Here is a 20,771-nt window from a genome sequence, read left to right as displayed (position 1 = left end):
TTCGTGAGACGTAAATTGTTGCTGTTGCTGGAGATCGGTCTGATCCTGGCCGGCCTGGTGCTTGGGTATTCCGCCTGGAAAGTCAGTTCAGCGGTGAAGCAGCCGCTGCACCTGTCCGGCGAGCAGTTGCTGGATGTCCCCACGGGCACCAACCCCAATCGCATGTTCTATCGCATGGAAAACAGCGGCCTGATCGATGACGCGTTCTGGTTGCGCCTTTACTGGCGCTTCAACATGGCGGGCGTGCCGCTGCATACCGGTGAATACCGGATGACACCCGGCATGACGGTCAGCGACCTCTTCGAAGACTGGCGGCGTGGCGACGTCGTGCAATACAACCTGACCCTGGTCGAGGGCTGGACCTTCCGTCAGGTGCGCTCCGCGCTGGCAAAGCATGACAAGATCAAGCACACCCTCGACGGTCTGAGTGACAGCGAAGTGATGGATCGCCTGGGGCATCCCGCTGTTTTCCCTGAAGGCCGGTTCTTCCCGGATACCTATAAATTCGTTCGCGGCATGACGGACGAAGAGCTGCTGCAGCAGGCCTACGCCCGCCTGGAAGAAGTCCTGGCGAAGGAGTGGGCCGAGCGTCCCGCTGATCTGCCTTATCGCGATCCCTATCAGGCGCTGATCATGGCATCGCTGGTTGAGAAGGAAACCGGCGTTGCGCAGGAGCGCGGGCAGATTGCCGGTGTGTTTGTCCGGCGGATGCGCATCGGCATGCTGCTGCAGACCGATCCGACAGTCATCTACGGCATGGGTGAGCGCTATAACGGCAAGATCACCCGTGCCGACCTGCGTGAATCCACGCCCTACAACACCTATGTGATTCCCGGGCTGCCGCCGACGCCGATCGCCATGGTCGGCCGCGAGGCGATTCATGCGGCGCTCAATCCCGCGTCGGGAAGTAGCCTGTACTTTGTTGCCCGTGGCGATGGCAGTCATGTGTTCTCCGATGATCTGGATGCGCACAATTCGGCGGTCCGCGAGTATCAGCTCAAGCGTCGCGCGGACTATCGCTCCAGCCCGGCACCTCAGCCGGCAAATGGCAACGAGCAGTCGGATGCCCCGGCGGCACCGGTCGAGGCGCCTGCCACTGGCGAATCTCCTTCGCAATGAACACTAACGAGGACGGCTTGTGAGCGGTTTGTTTATTACCCTGGAAGGTCCGGAAGGCGCGGGCAAGAGCACCAACCGTGACTATCTGGCCGGGCACCTGCGCGACCAGGGTCTGGATGTGGTGCTGACCCGTGAGCCTGGCGGCACGCCACTGGCCGAGCGGATTCGCGAGCTGTTGCTGGCCCCCAGCGACGAGAAAATGAACGCCGATACCGAGCTGTTGCTGGTGTTTGCCGCCCGGGCCCAGCATCTGGCCGAGGTGATTCGTCCGGCGTTGGCGCGTGGCGCCGTTGTTCTGTGCGATCGCTTTACCGATGCCACCTATGCCTACCAGGGCGGCGGGCGCGGTCTGAGCGTCGAGCGCATCGCGATGCTGGAACAGTTTGTCCAGGGTGGCTTGCAGCCGGACCTGACCCTGTTGTTCGACCTGCCGGTGGAAGTGGGTCTGTCCCGTGCTGCCGCACGGGGACGTCTGGACCGTTTCGAGCAGGAAGGGCAGGACTTTTTCCAGGCAGTGCGTCAGGCCTATCTCGATCGTGCCAAGGCGGATCCTCAGCGTTATCGCCTGATCGACGCGGCGCAGCCGCTGGTTCAGGTTCAGCAGTCGCTGGATGGCCTGGTCGGGCAGATCGTGGAGCGTTGCCGTGGCTGAGGCCTACCCGTGGCAGGCGACGCTCTGGCAGCAGCTTGCCGGACGCAGCCGTCATGCCCACGCCTATCTGCTGCATGGCCCGCAGGGTATTGGCAAGCGCGCGCTGGCCGAGCGCCTGATGGCGCTGCTGTTGTGCCAGCGGCCGGAGGCGTTGCAGGCCTGTGGACAGTGCAAGTCTTGCATGTTGCTGGCCGCGGGTAGCCATCCGGACAACTACGTGTTGGAGCCGGAAGAGGCGGACAAGCCTATCAAGGTGGATCAGGTTCGTGACCTGGTCGGTTTCGTCACCCAGACCGCCCAATTGGGCGGACGCAAGCTGGTGCTGATCGAGCCGGTCGAAGCGATGAACGTGAATGCCGCCAATGCCTTGCTCAAGAGCCTCGAAGAACCTTCGGGCAATACCGTGCTGTTGCTGGTCACTCATCAGCCAAGCCGCCTGCTGCCTACGATCAAGAGTCGCTGCCAGCAAGTGGCGTGCCCCCAGCCGGGCGAAGCGCAGAGCCTCGCGTGGCTGGCCTCGGCGCTACCGGATTGCGATGAGCAGGAGCGCGCCGAGCTGCTGAGCCTGGCCGCTGGCTCCCCGTTGATGGCCGTCAACCTGCAGGCGCAGGGTGTGCGTGAGCATCGGGCGCAGGTGGTCGAAGGGGTGAAGAAGCTGCTCAAGCAACAGCAATCCCCGACCCAGCTTGCCGAATCCTGGAATGCCATTTCCCTGCTGCATCTTTTTGACTGGTTCTGCGACTGGTCGAACCTGATCCTGCGCTATCAGTTGACCCAGGATGAAGACGGCCTTGGCTTGGCCGATATGCGCAAAGTGGTGCAGTACATGGCGCAGAAGAGTTCGCAGGCCAAGGTGCTGGACATTCAGGACTGGATTCTCGCCCAGCGGCAGAAAGTCCTGTCCAAAGCCAACCTCAATCGCGTGCTGTTGCTCGAAGCGCTGCTGGCCTCCTGGGCCATGCTGCCGGGTCAGCGCTGATCAGCCGCGTTTCCAATCCCTTTCAGTGTTGTCATTTCGCCATGCTCGTAGATTCCCATTGTCACCTCGATCGCCTTGACCTTTCCGCCCATGACGGCTCCCTGGATGCCGCGCTGGCCGCCGCGCGGGCCCGTGGGGTGGGGCATTTTCTCTGTATCGGGGTGAGTGCCGACAACGCGGCCCAGGTCAAGGCACTGGCAGAGCGCTATGAGGATGTCGATTGTTCGGTGGGTATCCATCCGCTGGACCTGGCGCCGGGGGAGGCGCCGGCACTGGACTGGCTGTTGCAGGAGCTGAACCACCCCAATGTTGTCGCGATTGGCGAGACCGGGCTGGATTATCACTACGAGCCGGAGGCGGCCGAGTTGCAGCAAGCGTCGTTCCGACTGCATCTGGACGCCGCACGCATCACCGGCAAACCGGTAGTTATTCACACCCGCGCAGCGCGGGCGGACACCTTGGCACTGCTGCGCGAGGCGGCACTGCCACAGGCCGGAGTGCTGCACTGTTTCACCGAGGATTGGGAGATGGCACGTGCGGCGCTGGACCTGGGCTATTACATCTCGTTGTCGGGGATTGTCACGTTCCGTAATGCCGACGCTTTGCGGGATGTGGCTCGCCAGGTGCCTGCCGATCGCCTGCTGGTGGAAACCGACTCGCCCTACCTGGCGCCCATTCCGCATCGGGGCAAGCCAAACCTGCCGGAATACGTCCGGGATGTTGCCGAGTTTATCGCCCTGGTTCGCGGTGAGCGTTATGAGCAATTGGCCGCCCAGACCACCGAGAATTTCCGTCGGCTGTTCCCGCTGGCCCGGGTGCGGCAGGGCTGAGCCCGGCGCGCGGGCAAAAAAAACCCGGGTTCTGGGGGGGGAATCCGGGTTAAGACCATTAGGAGTAAACAAAGGCGAACACTCCATGATCACCTTTATCGGTGCGACACTTGGGGGGATGTGCCACACCGACAGTTCAAGTATTAATCAGGATTGATAGGCTTCCAGCAGCAACTGCTCGTTTTTTAAACAGATTTGGAATACGCCCGTCGCTGCTGAGCACTCATCGCTCTGCAATTTCTCGAACTATTGCCAATGTTTCGTCGATTACGCGGCGTTCGGTGTAGAAATGTGGGGAAAAACGCACCCCCATGCCGCGCGGGATACAGACCACCTGATTTTCCTTCAATTGCCGATGAACCTCCGCGTTATCCACGCCATCGATGCTGAAAGACACGATGCCGGCGCGGCGAGCCGGATCTTGCGGGCTGTGCAAGCGCACGCCGGGGATCGCGCCGAGCCCGTCGTGCAGCCAGCGCACGCGTTCTGCGATAGCGGCAGCGACCTGTTCCATACCGACTTCTTCAAGCAATGAAAGGCTGGCTTCGAGCGCTGCGGCGCCGAGCATGTTCGGACTGCCGCATTCGAAACGCCGGGCGCTTTGAGCGGGTTCCCAGGTGGTGCGGTTGTAGTCGCCCATGTGTTCCAGCATGTGCCAGCCATATTCGCTGAGCTTCAGTTGCGGGCGAACCTCGGCCCGGCAGTAGAACATCCCCAGGCCTTCCGGGCCGAGCATCCATTTGTGGCCATCGGCCATGGCGAAGTCGCACTGGCAGGCCTGCGCATCGAAGGGCAGGGCGCCGATCTGCTGGATGGCGTCGACACAAAACAGCACGCCGCGCTCGCGGCAGCCCTGGCCGAGGCGCACCAGGTCCATGCGCAGACCGCTGGCGAACTGCACCGAGCTGATCGACATCAGTCGGGTTCGTGGGCCGCAGGCCGCCAGCAATGCAGCTTCCGGATCGTCACCCTTGAGATCGGCCTGGACCACTTCGACGCCCTGGCTCGCCAAGGCCTCCCAGACGATGCGGTTGGACGGGAATTCTTCGTTGCTGATGACGATCTGGTCGCCTGGCTGCCAGTCCAGTCCAAAGGCCACGAAGGACAAGGCCTCGGAGGTGTTCTTGACCAGTGCGATGTCGTCCGTGGACGGTGCGTTGATCAGGCGCTGCAGGCGCTCGCGCAGACGCTGCTCCATGAGCATCCACTCCGGGTAGTCGCGGGCGCCCAGCCAAACGTTTTCCCGGGCGAAGCGGCTGACCGCCTCGCTGGCGCGTTTCGGCCAGGGTGCGACGGCCGCGTGATTCAGGTAGCGCAGGCCCGGGGCCTGCTCGAACTCTTCAGGAAACGTAGACATGGTTGGATGATCCGTGCATTTTGGCGCAAGTTAGGCATAATACTTGGCTTCGATTTTGATCCAGTCCTTCTTATGCAGAAAGAACCTCGTAAGGTCCGTGAGTTTCGTCGCCGTGAGCAAGAAATTCTCGATACCGCACTCAAGCTGTTTCTCGAACAGGGTGAAGACAGCGTCACCGTCGAGATGATCGCTGATGCAGTGGGTATCGGCAAAGGCACGATCTACAAGCACTTCAAATCCAAGGCGGAGATCTACCTGCGCCTGATGCTCGACTATGAGCGCGATTTGAACCAATTGCTGCACTCCGCCGACGTCGACCGTGACAAGGAAGCCTTGTCGCGCGCCTATTTCGAATTCCGCATGCGTGATCCGCAACGCTACCGGTTGTTCGATCGCCTTGAAGAAAAAGTGGTCAAGGGGCATCAGGTTCCGGACATGGTCGAGGAGTTGCACAAGATCCGTGCCTCGAACTTCGATCGACTGACCCTGCTGATCAAGGGGCGCATCAGCGAAGGCAAGCTTGAAGATGTACCGCCGTACTTCCACTACTGCGCCGCCTGGGCGCTGGTGCACGGTGCCGTGGCGCTCTACCACTCGCCGTTCTGGAGCAACGTCCTGGAAGATCAGGAAGGTTTCTTCCAGTTCCTCATGGATATCGGCGTGCGCATGGGCAACAAGCGCAAACGCGATCCGGAGCCTTCCGCTAGCTGATAGCCGTTTGCGACACAACGCTACTGGGCGCGACAGGGCGGGAATATACTTTGGGTGTGAGGCTTGCAAAAACCTGATTTTTGAGTCAGGTTTCGCGAGCCCGATTCATCCATGCCGGAGTTTTCCATGATCGTCGACCGTCAAGGCAGGCGTTTTCGCAATTTGCGTGTCAGCCTTACCGCCGCCTGCAATTACGCGTGCACCTATTGCGTGCCTGACGGGAAACGACTGGTCGCCGCCCAGGACGAGCTGTCTGCCGAGGCCTTGGCCCGCGGCGTGGCTTACCTGATCGAGGCCGCTGGCATCGAGCGTCTTCGGGTAACCGGTGGCGAGCCACTGGTCAGCCCCAAGCTGGAAGCCTTCCTCAAGACGGTCGCCGGATTCGGCCTGGACGACATCAGCCTCACCACAAACGGCCAGCTCCTGGCGCGCAAGCTTCCCCTGCTTTGCGAAACCGGCATCCGCCGGCTCAATGTCTCCCTCGATACCCTCGACGCTAGTGCCTTCCGGAGCATCTCCCGTGGTGGTGACCTGGCCAGCGTGCTGGATGGCATGGCCCAGGCGGCGGCGACTGGCATGAAGATCAAGGTCAACATGGTGCCGCTGCGCGGACAGAACCTCGATCAGGTCTTGCCGCTGCTGGATTTCTGCCTGGAGCATGGCTACGAACTGCGCTTCATCGAACTGATGCGGATGGGCCACCTGGCCAAGGACAACAATATGTTCCTGCAGCAGTTCGTCGGCCTTGAGCAACTGCTGCAAATCATAGGCGAGCGCTACGAGTACGCCCAGGCCGAGGCGCCGATCGATGCCACCGCGCTGCGTTATCGGGTTCCGGGGCGGGGCGTCTTCGGTGTGATCGCCAATGAAAGCGTGCCGTTCTGCCGGACCTGCTCGCGGCTGCGCCTGTCCTCCACCGGTTGGCTTCATGGTTGCCTGTCGTCGAGCAATCGACATTTCATTGGCGACCTGCTCGACCAGCCGCGCCACCAGGCCCTGCCGGCGTTGCAAGGGCTGTTGGTCAAGGCGCTGGGCGACAAGCAGAGCGTGGCCTTCTCCGGTGGTGCCACAGTGATGAAAATCATCGGCGGCTAGCTCGGCAAGCTGGCGCAAAATCTGCATCAGCGGGCTGTTCGCCGGTTTTCCGTCGCCGGCTCCTGGAGGAAAGATGCGTAGCCTGGTTCTGCTGATAGCGCTGATGGCGCTGGGTGGCTGCATGAATGTCAGCGACATGGGTGAGGGCGCCCGTTACCACATGAGCGACGCCGGTCTGCTCGATCACAGCGATACCCAGCGTTCGATGTCGCTGCGTTTGCAACCTGACTCGTTCATTTTCATCGCCCAGGGCGCATTCGTCCCGCCGGGTGGTGCCTATCCGCGGCCAAACGTGGTGGCGGAGGAGGCCTTCAAGGGCTTCATCGAATATTTCCCGCTGGTGCGCCGCGCCCAGGGCCCGATCGGCCTCGAACAGGCGCTGACCGAGGCGCGTGCGGTGGGAGCGCATTATCTGCTCTACACCCGCTTCGCCAAGGCGGACAACCGTATCGGCAACGGCGACGAATGGTATGACGAGCAGGCGGTCGACCGCCTCGGTGTCGATACCGGTGTAGTGCAGATGATGCTTATCGAGACCAGCACCCGCTACTTGATCGATACCACGCGGATTCGCAGTCGCGGCGGATTGCTGACGTTCCACGACAACAAGCCGGAAGATTTGCTCGGCCCGCCGCTCGAGAACTACGCTCGCTCGCTTCTGGGCCTGGGTCGCTGAGGACTACGAACAATGGCTGACACGGGCAAGGCCAACGACCTGTTGGCGCAGATTCCCAAGGCGGAAAAGGGCTTGCCGCCCGTCCACCTGTGGAATCCGGACTTCTGCGGCGATATCGACATGCGCATCGCCCGCGACGGTACCTGGTTCTACCTGGGGACGCCCATTGGCCGAAAACCCATGGTGCGGCTGTTTTCCACCATCATTCGCCGGGACGGTGACGATTATTTCCTGGTGACGCCGGTGGAAAAGGTGGGCATCACGGTGGATGACGCGCCGTTCGTCGCGGTAAGCCTCGAGGTGCAAGGTAGCGGTGAGCAGCAGGTGCTGTGTTTCACCAGCAATGTCGAGGACCGGGTCGAGGCCGGCCCCGAGCATCCGTTGCGCTTCGTCATCGATCCTGTAACTCAGGAGCCTTCGCCCTACGTGCACATGCGCGCCAATCTCGAGGCGCTGATCCATCGCAATGTGTTTTATGAGCTGGTGGATCTGGCGGTCACCCGGGAAATCGACGGCGAGGCGTGGCTGGGTGTATGGAGTTCAGGGGTGTTCTATCCCATCGGCAAGGAATGAGTCTGGGTGGGCGTCTGCGGTGGCGGGCGCCAGGCATGCCAATAAAACTTTTCGGCCGGAAATGAAAAAACCTCCAGTGCTTGCGCATCTGGAGGTTTTTAGTATTTGGCTCCACGACCTGGACTCGAACCAGGGACCCAATGATTAACAGTCATTTGCTCTACCAACTGAGCTATCGCGGAATCTGTGGCGTATCTTACTGATTGCTAAAGGGAAGTCAAGCCTCCCTTTGGCAATCAGTGATTTTTACAGAACTTCGACAATCGCCTTGGTGACGACGTGAATATTGCTCTGGTTCAGCGTGGCAACGCAGATGCGGCCAGTGTCCAGCGCGTAGATGCCGTACTCGTCCTTCAGACGGGTAACCTGCTCAACGCTCAGGCCGGAGTAGGAGAACATGCCGCGTTGGCGACCGACGAAGCTGAAGTCACGCTTGGCGCCGTATTCAGCCAGCAGTTCGACCATCTGCTTGCGCATGCCGTGGATGCGGCCGCGCATTTCACCCAGCTCGGTTTCCCACATCTGACGCAGCTCGGCGCTGTTCAGTACCGCGGCGACGATGCTGGCACCGTGGGTTGGCGGGTTGGAGTAGGTGGTGCGGATCACGCGTTTGACCTGGGACAGCACGCGAGTGCTTTCTTCCTTGGCGCTGGTGACGATCGACAGGGCACCGACACGCTCGCCATACAGCGAGAACGACTTGGAGAACGAGCTGGAAACGAAGAAGTCCAGGCCCGACTCAGCGAACAGGCGTACCGCGAAGGCGTCTTCGGCAATGCCGTCGCCAAAGCCCTGGTAAGCCATGTCCAGGAACGGAACGTGACCCTTGGCCTTGATGACTTCCAGGACGTTTTTCCAGTCCGCCAGGCTCAGGTCCACACCGGTCGGGTTATGGCAGCAAGCGTGGAGGACGATGATCGAACCGGCTGGCAGTTCGTTCAGGTCTTCCAGCATGCCGGAGCGGTTGACGTCGTTGCTCGGTGCGTCGTAGTAGCGATAGTTCTTCACCGGGAAACCAGCGGTTTCGAACAGGGCGCGGTGGTTTTCCCAGCTCGGGTCGCTGATGGCGACGACGGCGTTCGGCGACAGCTGCTTGAGGAAGTCGGCACCAATTTTCAGCGCGCCAGTACCGCCGACGGCTTGAACGGTCACCACACGGCCTTCGGCCAGCAGTGGAGACTCGGCACCGAACAGCAGTTTCTGAACAGCCTGGTCGTAGGCAGCGATACCGTCGATTGGCAGGTAACCGCGGGAAGCGTGCTGTGCAGCACGTTGGGTTTCGGCTTCGATGACCGCACGCAGCAGTGGGATGCGTCCTTCTTCGTTGCAGTAGACGCCTACGCCCAGGTTGACCTTGTTGGTACGTGGATCGGCGTTGAATGCTTCGTTGAGGCCCAGAATGGGATCGCGTGGTGCCAGCTCGACAGCGGAAAACAGGCTCATTATTACCTTGGCTCTGAATTGGAGGGTGAGTAGGGTTTGCACGCTCCAGCCGAATGCACTAGAGCGGTGCACAAACGGGGAGTCAGTATAGTGATACCGACCGGTCACGGCGACAGTCTGCCGCAGCTTTTCCTGCTGTTTGTGGGAATATTTTTCGACCGTTAGTCGAATCCTTCAGTCAACAGTAGGAAATGCACTGCGCGCTGGGTTGAAACTGGCGTAGGGCGCCTTCAATTGGGTATAAGTACTGTCTAAAAATACAGTTACCTGTATTCGCACTTAACCAGGGGTTCGTCATGTCCGAGTTTCAGCTCGTCACCCGTTTCCAGCCGGCCGGCGACCAGCCGGAAGCCATCCGCCTGATGGTCGAGGGCATCGAAGCCGGGCTGGCGCACCAGACCCTGCTGGGTGTGACCGGTTCGGGCAAGACCTTCAGCATCGCCAACGTGATCGCCCAGGTGCAGCGCCCGACCCTGGTGCTGGCGCCGAACAAGACCCTGGCGGCGCAGCTCTACGGCGAGTTCAAGGCGTTCTTCCCGAACAACTCGGTGGAGTATTTCGTCTCCTACTACGACTACTACCAGCCGGAAGCCTACGTACCGTCGTCCGACACCTTCATCGAGAAGGACGCCTCGATCAACGATCACATCGAGCAGATGCGACTGTCGGCGACCAAGGCGTTGCTGGAGCGGCGCGATGCGATCATCGTCACCACCGTTTCCTGCATCTACGGTCTGGGCAGCCCGGAAACCTACCTGAAGATGGTCCTGCACGTGGACCGTGGCGACAAACTCGACCAGCGTGCCCTGTTGCGCCGTCTGGCCGACCTGCAATACACCCGCAACGAGATGGATTTTGCCCGTGCGACCTTCCGGGTCCGCGGCGATGTGATCGATGTGTATCCCGCCGAATCCGATCTGGAGGCGATCCGCATCGAGCTGTTCGACGATGAAGTGGAAAGCCTCTCCGCCTTCGATCCGTTGACCGGCGAGGTGATCCGCAAGCTGGCGCGATTCACCTTCTATCCGAAAAGCCACTACGTCACTCCGCGGGAAACCCTGCTCGGCGCGGTGGAGGGGATCAAGGAAGAACTCAAGGACCGCCTGGAATACCTGCACAAGGCCAACAAGCTGGTGGAAGCCCAGCGCCTGGAGCAGCGGACCCGTTTCGACCTGGAGATGATCCTCGAACTGGGCTACTGCAACGGCATCGAAAACTACTCGCGCTACCTCTCCGGGCGTCCGGCCGGGGCGCCGCCGCCAACCCTCTACGACTACCTGCCGCCCGATGCCTTGCTGGTAATCGACGAATCCCACGTCAGCGTTCCGCAGGTCGGGGCGATGTACAAAGGCGACCGCTCGCGCAAGGAAACCCTGGTGGAGTACGGCTTCCGCCTGCCGTCGGCGCTGGACAACCGGCCCATGCGCTTCGATGAGTGGGAGAGCGTCAGCCCACAGACCATCTTTGTTTCCGCCACGCCCGGGGTGTACGAGGCCGAGCATGCCGGTCGGGTGGTGGAGCAGGTGGTGCGGCCGACCGGCCTGGTCGACCCGCAGGTGGAAATTCGCCCGGCGCTGACCCAGGTCGACGATCTGCTGTCGGAGATCCGCAAGCGGGTAGCCGTGGAAGAGCGGGTGCTGGTCACCACCCTGACCAAGCGCATGGCCGAGGATTTGACTGACTACCTGGCCGACCACGATGTGCGGGTGCGCTACCTGCACTCGGATATCGACACGGTGGAGCGCGTTGAAATCATCCGCGACCTGCGCCTCGGCACCTTCGATGTGCTGGTGGGGATCAACCTGCTGCGTGAGGGCCTGGACATGCCGGAGGTGTCGCTGGTGGCGATCCTGGACGCCGACAAAGAGGGCTTCCTGCGGTCCGAGCGCTCGCTGATCCAGACCATCGGTCGGGCGGCGCGTAACCTCAATGGCCGGGCGATTCTGTACGCCGACCGCATGACCGGCTCGATGCAGCGCGCGATCGATGAGACGGAGCGCCGCCGCGAGAAGCAGGTCGCTTTCAACCTGGCCAACGGCATCGTGCCCAAAGGCGTGGTCAAGGACATCACTGACATCCTCGAAGGCGCCAATGTGCCGGGCTCGCGCAGCAAGAAGCGCAAAGGCATGGCCAAGGCCGCGGAGGAGAGCGCTCGCTACGAAGCCGAGCTGCGTTCGCCGGGCGAGATCGCCAAGCGAATCAAGCAGCTTGAAGAGAAGATGTACCAGTTGGCACGGGACCTGGAGTTCGAGGCGGCGGCGCAGATGCGGGATGAGATCACCCAGTTGCGTGAGCGCTTGCTTACCGTGTGATGTTTCTGTCGCTTATGACGGCCAAATCGCTGGCAAGCGGTGCTCCGCTTGCCAGCGATCAGGTCAGTGCGCTTCTCCCGCCTTCAAGCCCTGCGGCAATTTCCGGGTCAATACGACCGCCACCATGCTGATCGCCAGACCGATCCCAACGAAATGGAAGGCATCGTTGTAGGCCATGATCAGCGCTTGCTGATGGACGATTTCGCTCAGCTTGCCCAGTGCTGCAGCCTCGCTGCCCAGCTTCTCTGTCAGCAATGCCAGCCGTTCCGCGACTTGCGGGTTGGTCGGCACCACCGATTCCCGCAAATAGTCGAAATAGGTCTTGGCCCGGGCGTCCAGCAGGGTTGCCAGCAGGGCGATGCCGATGGCGCCGCCCAGGTTGCGCAGAATGTTGAACAGGCTCGACGCCGAGCCGGCGTCCTGCGGCTGGATGTACGCCGTGGCAATCAGCGAGATGGTCACCATGATCATCGGCTGGCCAAGGGCGCGGATGATCTGGATATGGTTGAACTGGCTGCCGGCGAAATCCGGATTGAGTACCCCGGAGCTGAAGCTGGCCAGGCCAAAGAGACCAAAGCCCAGGGCGCAGAGGATCTTCGGCGAAATCACCTTCATCAATTGCGGCACCAGCGGAATCAGGAACAACTGCGGGATGCCCATCCACATGATCACTTCGCCGATCTGCAGCGCGTTGTAGTTCTGGATCTGCGCCAGATACAGCGGCAGCAGATAGATCGAGCCATACAGCCCCACGCCCATCCCCAGGCTGGCAATGCTCGACAGGCCGAAATTACGGTTCTTGAGGATGCGCAGGTTGATCAGCGGGTTCGGCTTGGACAACTGCAGGATCACGAAGGTGATCAGGCTGACCACGGCGATGCTGCCCAGGCCGACGATCAGGCTCGATTCCAGCCAGTCCTTGCGATGCCCTTCTTCAAGAAACACCTGCAGGCAACCCAGGCCCACGCCGAGGGTGACGATGCCGGCGTAGTCGGTGCTTTTCAGCAGCTCCCAGTGGGCTTCTTTCTTTTCCAGGCCATACAGCAAGCCGGCGATCATGATCAGGCCGGGTGGGATGTTGATGTAGAAGATGTACTCCCAGCCCCAGTTTTCTGTCAGCCAACCTCCCAGAGTCGGCCCGATCGAGGGCGCGAATGTCGCGGTCATGGCAAACATCGCCATGCCCTTGGCGCGATGGTGCTCGGGCAGCTTGATCAGGGTCAGGGTGAAGGCCAGCGGGATCAACGCCCCGCCGGTAAAGCCCTGCATGGCGCGGAAGATGATCATGCTCTCGAGGTTCCAGGCCATCGAGCACAACAGCGAGGAAGCCAGGAAACCAAGGGACACCCACACCGCCAGTCGTCGGGCCGAGAGTAACTGCACCAGCCAGGCGGTGAGCGGAATCATGATGATTTCGGCTACAAGGTACGAGGTCGAAATCCACGAGCCTTCTTCCAGCGTCGCTGACAGCGCGCCTTGAATGTCCTTGAGCGACGAGTTGGTGATCTGGATGTCCAGCACCGCCATGAAGGCGCCAAGCATCACGCTCATCACGGCAATCCAGTCGCGCCGGCTCGGTTCGCCGACGGGACGGATCAGTTGATCACCGGCCATCGCTACGCAGATCGACGGTGGCGGTGACCGACATGCCCGGGCAGATACGGCCATGCAGCGGGTTATCGGCGGCGAAGGTCAGTTTTACCGGAATACGCTGTACGACCTTGGTGAAGTTACCGGTGGCGTTGTCTGGCGGCAGCAGGCTGAACTGCGCGCCGGAAGCGGCGAACAGACTGTCCACGCGGCCTTCGATCGGCGTGTCCGGGTAGCTGTCGAACACCAGTTCGGCGCGCAGGCCGGGCTGCATCCTGCCGATCTGGGTTTCCTTGAAGTTGGCCTGGACCCAGATGTCTTCGTCGGGAACGATCGACAGCAGGTAAGCGCCGGCCTGCACGTACTGGCCGTCGCGCGCGGAACGCTGGCCGACCATGCCGCTGATGGGCGCGTGGATTTCGCTGCGGGTCAGGTTCAGTTCGGCCTGGGCCAGGTCGGTGCGGGCGGTGGCGATCTGCGCATCGAGGCGCTTGAGCTCGGCTTCCAGTGCGCTGACCTGCTGGCGCTGGCCCTGCAGATCGGCCTGGGCCTTGCTCACCTGGGAGCGGGCGACGTTGCTTTCGGCGGAAAGGGTGGTCACCCGTTCCTCGGACACGAAGCCCGGCTTGCGCAGGGCCTGGGCGCGGTTCAAGTCCAGTTGCGTGCGGCCCAGGGTGGCCTGGTTGGCGGAGACCTGCGCCTGGCCGGCGGCGATCAGGCTGGATTGCTGGGTCAGCCGGCTGTCGGCTTGCAGGCGTTCGGCCTCGCGGGTGGCGAGGGTGGCGCGGGCGCGCTCGACGGCAAACTGGAAATCGTCGCCTTCCAGGCGAACCAGCAGGTCGCCCTTGTTCACGTGCTGGTTGTCCTGCACCAGGACAGCGTCGATACGGGCGCCGAGCTGGCTGGAGACCCGGGTGATCTCGCCCTGGACATAGGCGTTGTCAGTGCTTTCGTAGAAGCGGCCTTTGAAATACCACTGGGCGAAGAACGCGAGGGAAATCAGCAGGACCAGAAGAAGAAAAATCAGCAGGCGGCGCTTGAGTTGGGCTGGCATGGGGACGATCGTTCCGAAAATGTAAGCAAATTTAACAAGTTTTGGATCCAGCCGCACAAGTGGCGATCACGCCCATTACTGGAGCCCGGCGCCTGCTCCCTGTTAACATCCCGGCTTTGTTTCATCTCTTGTTCGAGACTCTCATGACCACCGTTCGCACGCGCATCGCGCCTTCGCCGACTGGCGATCCCCACGTCGGCACCGCTTACATCGCCCTGTTCAACTACTGCTTTGCCAAGCAGCACGGCGGCGAGTTCATCCTGCGTATCGAAGATACCGACCAACTGCGTTCGACCCGCGAATCCGAACAACAGATTTTCGACGCGTTGCGCTGGTTGGGCATCGAGTGGAGCGAAGGCCCGGACGTCGGTGGCCCGCATGGCCCGTACCGCCAGAGCGAGCGGGGCGATATCTACAAGCAGTACGCCCAGCAACTGGTCGACCTGGGGCACGCGTTCCCGTGCTTCTGCACCGCTGAAGAGCTGGACCAGATGCGCGCCGAGCAGACGGCCCGCGGCGAGACCCCGCGCTACGACGGTCGCGCGCTGCTGCTGTCCCAAGAGGAAGTCCAGCGCCGCCTGGCGGCGGGCGAGCCACACGTGATCCGCATGAAGGTGCCAAGTGAAGGCGTCTGCGTGGTTCCGGACATGCTCCGTGGCGACGTCGAGATCCCGTGGGATCGCATGGACATGCAAGTGCTGATGAAGACCGATGGTCTGCCGACATACTTCCTGGCGAACGTGGTCGACGACCATCTGATGGGCATCACCCACGTCCTGCGCGGCGAAGAGTGGCTGCCGTCGGCGCCAAAACTGATCAAGCTGTACGAATACTTCGGTTGGGAACAGCCCAAGCTGTGCTACATGCCGCTGCTGCGTAACCCGGACAAGAGCAAGCTGTCCAAGCGCAAGAACCCGACGTCGGTCACCTTCTACGAGCGCATGGGCTTTATGCCGGAAGCCATGCTCAACTACCTGGGCCGCATGGGCTGGTCGATGCCCGACGAGCGCGAGAAGTTCTCCCTGAGCGAAATGGTCGAGCACTTCGACCTGTCGCGGGTATCGCTGGGAGGGCCGATCTTCGATATCGAGAAGCTGTCCTGGCTCAACGGCCAGTGGCTGCGCGATCTGCCGGTGGAAGAGTTTGCCGCGCGGGTGCAGAAGTGGGCATTCAACAGCGACTACATGATGAAGATCGCGCCGCACGTGCAGGGCAGGGTGGAGACGTTCAGCCAGGTCGCACCGCTGGGTGGCTTCTTCTTCGAAGGCGCGCTGCGTCTCGATGCCAAGCTGTTCGAGCACAAGAAGCTGTCGCCGGACCAGGTGCGCCAGGTGCTGCAACTGATCCTGTGGAAGCTGGAAAGCCTGCGTCAGTGGGAAAAAGACCGCATCACCGGCTGCATCCAGGCGGTGGTCGAAGCCCTGGAACTGAAACTGCGCGACGCGATGCCGCTGATGTTCGCCGCGATCACCGGCCAGGCCAGTTCGGTTTCGGTACTCGATGCCATGGAGATCCTCGGCCCTGACCTGACGCGCTATCGCCTGCGCCAGGCGCTGGAACTGCTGGGCGGCGTTTCGAAGAAAGAAAACAAGGAATGGGAGAAGCTGCTGGGCACTATCGCCTGACCGCTGCCGCATCCTTTTTTCGCGGGGCGAACCTGCTTTCATCGGTGTATTGCCGGGGAAGCGGGTTCGCCCCGCGATGCTTTGCGCCCTTGTGCGCAGTGCCATTCCCCCGAAAACACGGGACTTTTTCCGCTCGAGGAAGGTAAGTGATTGTTATCTAGGAAAAAGTTTTTGAATTTTATTGAAAATATATTTGACAGGTCTTTGATCCGAACTTAATATGCGCCCCGTCCACAGCGATGAACGAAAACGAAACGCGAAGCACCCAGCCAAGCGATTCAGTTCAAAGCGACATTGTGGGGCTATAGCTCAGCTGGGAGAGCGCCTGCATGGCATGCAGGAGGTCAGCGGTTCGATCCCGCTTAGCTCCACCAATTTCCAGCTTGGCAGTCAATTCCAGCGACTGCCGGCATGATCGGTTCGAAGAGTCGGTCGATGGTAGAAGGGTTGCGTCCCCTTCGTCTAGTGGCCTAGGACACCGCCCTTTCACGGCGGTAACAGGGGTTCGAGTCCCCTAGGGGACGCCAGTTTTACACAAGCGATGTCGAAAGAGGTCGCTGGGCCGCGAGGCTAGAAATCTGGGGCTATAGCTCAGCTGGGAGAGCGCCTGCATGGCATGCAGGAGGTCAGCGGTTCGATCCCGCTTAGCTCCACCAATTCCGCCAGGATTCGTGAAAACGGATCTTTACGAAGGTTTAAAGTCCCCTTCGTCTAGTGGCCTAGGACACCGCCCTTTCACGGCGGTAACAGGGGTTCGAGTCCCCTAGGGGACGCCATTTTACCCGCTTTGCGGGATTTCAAGGCTCATTCGCTTATTGAATGAGCCTTTTGTTTTTTCCCTCGAAAAAAGTTTTTGCCCCGTGCGCGACAAGCGGCGGGGCAAAAGGCTTGCTTTTAAATATTATGAGCATAATATTTCAACCATAATATTTTGGAGGCGAGCCATGAACGACAAGAAAGCCAAGACCCGCGAACGCATCCTCGATGCCGCGCGTCACGCGCTGATCCAGCAAGGGCCCGCCGATCCCAGCGTCAATCAGGTAATGGGTGCTGCCGGCCTGACCGTTGGTGGTTTCTACGCCCATTTCGACAGCAAGGAAGCCTTGATGCTTGAGGCGTTCAGCCAGTTGCTTGGCGAGCGTCGTGCCTTGTTGTCCCAGGTTGATCCGGCGTTGGATGGCCAAGCCCGGCGGGCGCTGGTGGCCGCGTTCTATCTGTCGCGCAAGCACCGTGACTCCACCGGGGATGCCTGCCCGCTGCCTACGTCCCTGAGTGAAATGACCCGGCTGCCCGATGCCTTCCGCGACGTACTCGCCGAACACATCGAGATGATGACCGCGCAGCTGGTCGACAGCCCCGATGAGGCTGACAAATTCCTCGCCGACCTTGCGCTGATGGTCGGCGGCCTTGCCCTGGCGCGAGCCCTGGGCACCAGCGATCTGTCTGATCGCATCCTGCGTGCCGCCAAAACGGCGGTGATTTGAGCGACCCCTCTGGAGCAAAGCGATGAATACCTTGAGCTGGATTCGCGGCGTGAACGGCACCTTGGGGCGTCTGGTCCCTGGGCATATCGCCAGCAAGATGCACCGCGCCTTCTTGACGCCCTACACCCGCCCACCGCGAGACTGGGAGTTGCCCGTGCTGGAGCGGGCTGAGCGTATCACTCTGCGTTTTGGTCTGTCGGCACTGCGCTGGGGCCAAGGGCCGACCGTCCTGTTGATGCACGGCTGGGAAGGGCGTCCGACCCAATTCGCCAAGATCATCGAAACCTTGGTGGACGCCGGTTACACCGCAGTCGCGCTGGACGGTCCGGCCCATGGCCGCTCGCCGGGTGACGAGGCGCATGTTGGCCTGTTTGCCCGCGCCGTGCTGGAGGCCGCAGCCGAATTGCCGCCGCTCAAGGCGGTGATCGGCCACTCCATGGGCGCCGCCAGTGTGCTCTTGGCGATGCAACTGGGTCTGCGTGCCGAAGCGGTGGTGAGTATCGCCGGGCCGGCGCGGTTGCTGGGCGTACTGCGCGGTTTCGCCCGGCACCTGAACCTGCCGCCTCGGGCGCGGGCAGCCTTCATTCGCAAGGTGGAACGGGATGTCGGTTTGCCGGTAGCGAAGCTGGATGTCAGTGGTTACCAACTGGAAGTGCCGGGCCTGATCGTGCACGCCGAGGACGACCGGCTGGTCCCGGCCAGCGAAGCCCAGGTGATCCACGACGCCTGGTTCGACAGTCGCCTGTTGATGCTGGAGCAAGGCGGTCATCAGCGCGTATTGGCCGATCCGCGAGTGGTTGCCGGCGTTCTCGACCTGCTCAAGCGAAGTGACATGCCGCTGCGCCAATCGGCGTAAGCATCCGTTACACTCTGCCCGTTCATCACATACGGGAGCGGGCATGAGCTGGGATCTGGCAACGCCATTCGTCATCGACCTTCGCGTCGGTGCCGAGGATATCGACGGACTGGGGCATGCCAACAATGCCGTTTACGTTTCCTGGCTGGAGCGCTGCGCCTGGCGTCATTCGCAGCGTCTCGGCCTGGACCTGACGGAGTATCGTCGGCTGGACCGGGCCATGGCGGTGGTCCGTCACGAGATCGACTACCTTGCCAGCGCCTACGAAGACGACGAATTGCAGTTGGCGACCTGGATCATCGATTGGGATCAGCGCCTGAAAATGACCCGGCGCTTCCAACTGGTACGCCCCAGCGACGGCGTCACACTACTTCGCGCGCAAACCACCTTCGTCTGCATCGAGTTGTCCACAGGGCGACCCAAGCGCATGCCACCTGAATTCCTCGAAGGCTACGGCCAGGCCCTGCTGAGCAACCCGACGTGATTCGCCTGGCTGAGGCTGCGGACGGCGTTGCCGTTCGCGGCGTCGTGGACGCGGCCTATCTGCCTTACGTCGCCAGCATCGGCGTGCGTCCCGGTCCGCTGGATGACGATTACGACGACCTGATCCGCCAGCAGCAGGTCTGGCTGGTGGAGCAGGGCGGTGATGTCTGCGCCATTCTCGTGCTGTGCCATGAGGCGGAGGCGATGCTGCTCTCCAATGTCGCGGTCAATCCCGCCTTCCAAGGCCAGGGTCATGGCCGTCGCCTGATCGACTTCGCCGAGGCTCGTGCCCTGGAAGCCGGCTTTTCCCTGATTCGGCTCTACACCAACGCCGCGATGCAGACGAATGTGGCGCTGTACGAGCGGTTGGGCTATCGCGAGACTCATCGGGGCGCCGAGCACGGCTTCAATCGGGTGTTCATGGAGAAGCGGCTGGTTTGAACCAGCGTGAAAGCACTGACCGTATTCGCCGGAAAAAGCCAGGGTGTTCAAGCGTGTTTCGATAGCCTTCAAGCGGGCCGTGCACGTCGCTGGCGAGCGAAGAAACGGGTTGCTCCTTCACGGTTTCCGCCCTTCGCCGCTCATGGTCGAAGTTGAGGATGTCGTAATTGCTCTTTTTGATGTGCATGTCCCGTTCCTTGTTGTGCGGCGCGTCGAGGGTTGCGGCGAGCAAGCGGCTCAAAGAACGTGAACATTTGTGATATCTCCGAATAGGGAAGGATTGCCCGCTGATTCGGGCACCTGAAACTCTCAAACAAGAAAGCGCTGGCGTCACGCAGGCCTTTTCCTCGAAGCCTGTAAGACGCAGCCCTTTTCGACCAAGCGTCTACCCGAGACCCGCGGCCCTTCCATTTGCCCAATCCCCGTTTACTATGTGCGCAATTTTTCCGAGGTCTTCCCCCATGCAAATTGCCCTGGCCCCGATGGAGGGGCTGGTCGACAACATCCTGCGCGACGTTCTGACCCGGGTCGGCGGTATCGATTGGTGTGTCACCGAGTTCATTCGCGTCTGCGACCGGGTGCTGCCCGCTGCCACGTTCCACAAAATGGCACCGGAGCTGGAGCAGGGCGCGCGGACGGCCGCAGGAGTACCGATGCGTGTGCAATTGCTCGGCTCCGATCCGGTTTGCCTGGCGGACAACGCCGCGCTGGCCTGCGAGCTGGGCGCGCCGGTGATTGACCTGAACTTCGGCTGCCCGGCCAAGACGGTGAACAAGTCTCGCGGTGGGGCGGTGCTGCTCAAGGAGCCGGAATTGCTGTTCCGGATCGTCAGCGAGGTGCGCAAGGCGGTGCCGGCGCATATTCCGGTGACTTCGAAGATGCGCCTGGGCTTCGAAAGCCCGGACGGCGCGCTGGACTGCGGCCGGGCCCTGGCCGACGGTGGTTCGGCGCATCTGGTGGTGCACGCGCGGACCAAGGTCGAGGGCTACAAGCCGCCGGCCCATTGGGAATGGGTGGCGAAGGTGCAGGACGTGGTCAAGGTGCCGGTGTTCGCCAACGGCGAGGTCTGGACGCTGGACGACTGGCGGCGCTGCCGCGAGGTCAGTGGCGTGAAGGACATCATGCTCGGCCGTGGCCTGGTGTCACGGCCGGACCTGGCCCGACAGATCGCCGCGGTGCGCGATGGCGTGGATTTCCAGCCGCTGGACTGGCAATCGCTGTTGCCGCTGATCCAGGTGTTCTGGCTGCGGGTTCGCGAAGAGATGACCCCTCGCCAGGCGCCGGGCCGTCTCAAACAGTGGGTGGCGATGCTGACCCGTACCTACCCCGAAGCGGTCGCACTGTTCAATGAACTGCGTCGCGAGACCGACTGTGATCGGGTCGGCCTGCTGATCGATGTACCTCCGCCCGTCGCTGCGGCGTAGGAAAATTTTCTCGACAGCGCTTGAAATAATTCTGGTGGTCCCTATCTAGGGAGTACGCGATGCCGAA

20 protein-coding genes and 5 tRNA genes are annotated in these 20,771 nt (G+C 61.6%); 19 read left to right on the top strand and 6 right to left on the bottom strand.

The features are described 5' to 3' along the window. The first annotated feature begins 3 nt into the window (after nucleotides 1-3). Genes mltG through HWV67_RS28410 form a run of 4 tightly spaced genes read left to right on the top strand, consistent with a single transcriptional unit; the run spans nucleotide 4 to nucleotide 3,580 of the window. Nucleotides 4-1,119, top strand: coding sequence for an endolytic transglycosylase MltG (gene mltG / locus HWV67_RS28425; protein ID WP_175653635.1), 1,116 nt, complete (start codon nucleotides 4-6; stop codon nucleotides 1,117-1,119). Nucleotides 1,120-1,138: 19 nt separating this feature from the next. Next, entirely contained in the window at nucleotides 1,139-1,771 is a 633-nt protein-coding gene (gene tmk / locus HWV67_RS28420) for a dTMP kinase (protein ID WP_095155619.1), read from the top strand. Continuing rightward, nucleotides 1,764-2,750: a DNA polymerase III subunit delta' gene (locus tag HWV67_RS28415; protein WP_175653634.1), complete on the top strand. Its 987-nt coding sequence runs from the start codon at nucleotides 1,764-1,766 to the stop codon at nucleotides 2,748-2,750. Before tmk ends, HWV67_RS28415 begins: the two co-directional genes overlap by 8 nt. 41 nt (nucleotides 2,751-2,791) lie before the next feature. Next, nucleotides 2,792-3,580 (top strand): TatD family hydrolase, encoded by a 789-nt coding sequence (locus HWV67_RS28410; protein WP_095155621.1) that lies wholly within the window; start codon nucleotides 2,792-2,794, stop codon nucleotides 3,578-3,580. A gap of 223 nt (nucleotides 3,581-3,803) precedes the next feature. Here HWV67_RS28410 and HWV67_RS28405 read toward each other — a convergent pair whose 3' ends face one another. Beyond that, nucleotides 3,804-4,937, bottom strand: coding sequence for an aminotransferase class V-fold PLP-dependent enzyme (locus HWV67_RS28405; RefSeq protein ID WP_175653633.1), 1,134 nt, complete (start codon nucleotides 4,935-4,937; stop codon nucleotides 3,804-3,806). Between the two features lie 72 nt (nucleotides 4,938-5,009). Between HWV67_RS28405 and HWV67_RS28400 the strand changes: the two genes are divergently transcribed. From HWV67_RS28400 to HWV67_RS28385, 4 genes are all read left to right on the top strand, one after another. Beyond that, the gene (locus tag HWV67_RS28400) at nucleotides 5,010-5,648 is read left to right on the top strand and encodes a TetR/AcrR family transcriptional regulator (RefSeq protein WP_042122274.1); all 639 of its coding nucleotides are present in this window, start codon (nucleotides 5,010-5,012) and stop codon (nucleotides 5,646-5,648) included. Between the two features lie 126 nt (nucleotides 5,649-5,774). Beyond that, a complete protein-coding gene (locus HWV67_RS28395) occupies nucleotides 5,775-6,743 on the top strand; it encodes a GTP 3',8-cyclase MoaA (protein ID WP_095155623.1) in 969 nt (322 codons plus the stop codon). Nucleotides 6,744-6,816: 73 nt separating this feature from the next. Then, nucleotides 6,817-7,419, top strand: a complete 603-nt coding sequence (locus HWV67_RS28390; protein WP_175653632.1) for a DUF4823 domain-containing protein — start codon at nucleotides 6,817-6,819, stop codon at nucleotides 7,417-7,419. Nucleotides 7,420-7,431: 12 nt separating this feature from the next. Next, nucleotides 7,432-7,992, top strand: a complete 561-nt coding sequence (locus HWV67_RS28385) for a DUF1285 domain-containing protein (protein ID WP_175653631.1) — start codon at nucleotides 7,432-7,434, stop codon at nucleotides 7,990-7,992. Nucleotides 7,993-8,098: 106 nt separating this feature from the next. Here the strand turns inward: HWV67_RS28385 and HWV67_RS28380 are convergent. Further along, a tRNA-Asn gene (locus HWV67_RS28380) sits at nucleotides 8,099-8,174 on the bottom strand. 64 nt (nucleotides 8,175-8,238) lie between these two features. Next, a complete protein-coding gene (locus HWV67_RS28375) occupies nucleotides 8,239-9,435 on the bottom strand; it encodes an amino acid aminotransferase (RefSeq protein ID WP_175653630.1) in 1,197 nt (398 codons plus the stop codon). A gap of 296 nt (nucleotides 9,436-9,731) precedes the next feature. On the opposite strand from HWV67_RS28375, the gene uvrB reads away from it, so the two are divergent. Next, complete coding sequence (uvrB, locus tag HWV67_RS28370) at nucleotides 9,732-11,747, top strand: excinuclease ABC subunit UvrB (protein WP_095155627.1); 2,016 nt, start codon at nucleotides 9,732-9,734, stop codon at nucleotides 11,745-11,747. A 63-nt stretch (nucleotides 11,748-11,810) separates the two neighbouring features. Here uvrB and HWV67_RS28365 read toward each other — a convergent pair whose 3' ends face one another. Both HWV67_RS28365 and HWV67_RS28360 read right to left on the bottom strand, forming a co-directional pair. After that, entirely contained in the window at nucleotides 11,811-13,301 is a 1,491-nt protein-coding gene (locus tag HWV67_RS28365) for an MDR family MFS transporter (protein WP_175653738.1), read from the bottom strand. Between the two features lie 49 nt (nucleotides 13,302-13,350). Further along, the gene (locus HWV67_RS28360; RefSeq protein WP_175653629.1) at nucleotides 13,351-14,391 is read right to left on the bottom strand and encodes an HlyD family secretion protein; all 1,041 of its coding nucleotides are present in this window, start codon (nucleotides 14,389-14,391) and stop codon (nucleotides 13,351-13,353) included. A gap of 143 nt (nucleotides 14,392-14,534) precedes the next feature. On the opposite strand from HWV67_RS28360, the gene gltX reads away from it, so the two are divergent. From gltX to HWV67_RS28315, 9 genes are all read left to right on the top strand, one after another. Then, nucleotides 14,535-16,016, top strand: coding sequence for a glutamate--tRNA ligase (gene gltX / locus HWV67_RS28355; protein WP_095155630.1), 1,482 nt, complete (start codon nucleotides 14,535-14,537; stop codon nucleotides 16,014-16,016). A 298-nt stretch (nucleotides 16,017-16,314) separates the two neighbouring features. After that, nucleotides 16,315-16,390, top strand: a tRNA-Ala gene (locus tag HWV67_RS28350). Between the two features lie 77 nt (nucleotides 16,391-16,467). Further along, nucleotides 16,468-16,543, top strand: a tRNA-Glu gene (locus HWV67_RS28345). Nucleotides 16,544-16,596: 53 nt separating this feature from the next. After that, nucleotides 16,597-16,672: transfer RNA gene (locus tag HWV67_RS28340), tRNA-Ala, on the top strand. 44 nt (nucleotides 16,673-16,716) lie between these two features. Next, nucleotides 16,717-16,792, top strand: a tRNA-Glu gene (locus HWV67_RS28335). Nucleotides 16,793-16,960: 168 nt separating this feature from the next. Continuing rightward, the gene (locus tag HWV67_RS28330; protein ID WP_175653628.1) at nucleotides 16,961-17,500 is read left to right on the top strand and encodes a TetR/AcrR family transcriptional regulator; all 540 of its coding nucleotides are present in this window, start codon (nucleotides 16,961-16,963) and stop codon (nucleotides 17,498-17,500) included. Between the two features lie 22 nt (nucleotides 17,501-17,522). Further along, the gene (locus HWV67_RS28325; RefSeq protein WP_175653627.1) at nucleotides 17,523-18,356 is read left to right on the top strand and encodes an alpha/beta hydrolase; all 834 of its coding nucleotides are present in this window, start codon (nucleotides 17,523-17,525) and stop codon (nucleotides 18,354-18,356) included. Nucleotides 18,357-18,399: 43 nt separating this feature from the next. Beyond that, complete coding sequence (locus tag HWV67_RS28320; RefSeq protein ID WP_175653626.1) at nucleotides 18,400-18,840, top strand: acyl-CoA thioesterase; 441 nt, start codon at nucleotides 18,400-18,402, stop codon at nucleotides 18,838-18,840. Next, complete coding sequence (locus HWV67_RS28315) at nucleotides 18,837-19,280, top strand: GNAT family N-acetyltransferase (RefSeq protein WP_175653625.1); 444 nt, start codon at nucleotides 18,837-18,839, stop codon at nucleotides 19,278-19,280. Before HWV67_RS28320 ends, HWV67_RS28315 begins: the two co-directional genes overlap by 4 nt. Here HWV67_RS28315 and HWV67_RS28310 read toward each other — a convergent pair. Beyond that, nucleotides 19,258-19,467, bottom strand: a complete 210-nt coding sequence (locus HWV67_RS28310; RefSeq protein ID WP_175653624.1) for a hypothetical protein — start codon at nucleotides 19,465-19,467, stop codon at nucleotides 19,258-19,260. The two genes, HWV67_RS28315 and HWV67_RS28310, sit on opposite strands and share 23 nt — an antisense overlap. Nucleotides 19,468-19,741: 274 nt before the next feature. Between HWV67_RS28310 and HWV67_RS28305 the strand changes: the two genes are divergently transcribed. Then, nucleotides 19,742-20,704: a tRNA dihydrouridine synthase gene (locus HWV67_RS28305; protein ID WP_175653623.1), complete on the top strand. Its 963-nt coding sequence runs from the start codon at nucleotides 19,742-19,744 to the stop codon at nucleotides 20,702-20,704. The last annotated feature ends 67 nt before the right edge of the window (nucleotides 20,705-20,771 follow it).

The organism is Pseudomonas sp. Marseille-P9899, from assembly GCF_903166565.1.
GTDB classification, from domain to species: Bacteria; Pseudomonadota; Gammaproteobacteria; order Pseudomonadales; family Pseudomonadaceae; genus Aquipseudomonas; species Aquipseudomonas huaxiensis.
Note: the sequence above shows the minus strand (reverse complement) of the source record. Positions and strands in the feature narration are given on the sequence as shown.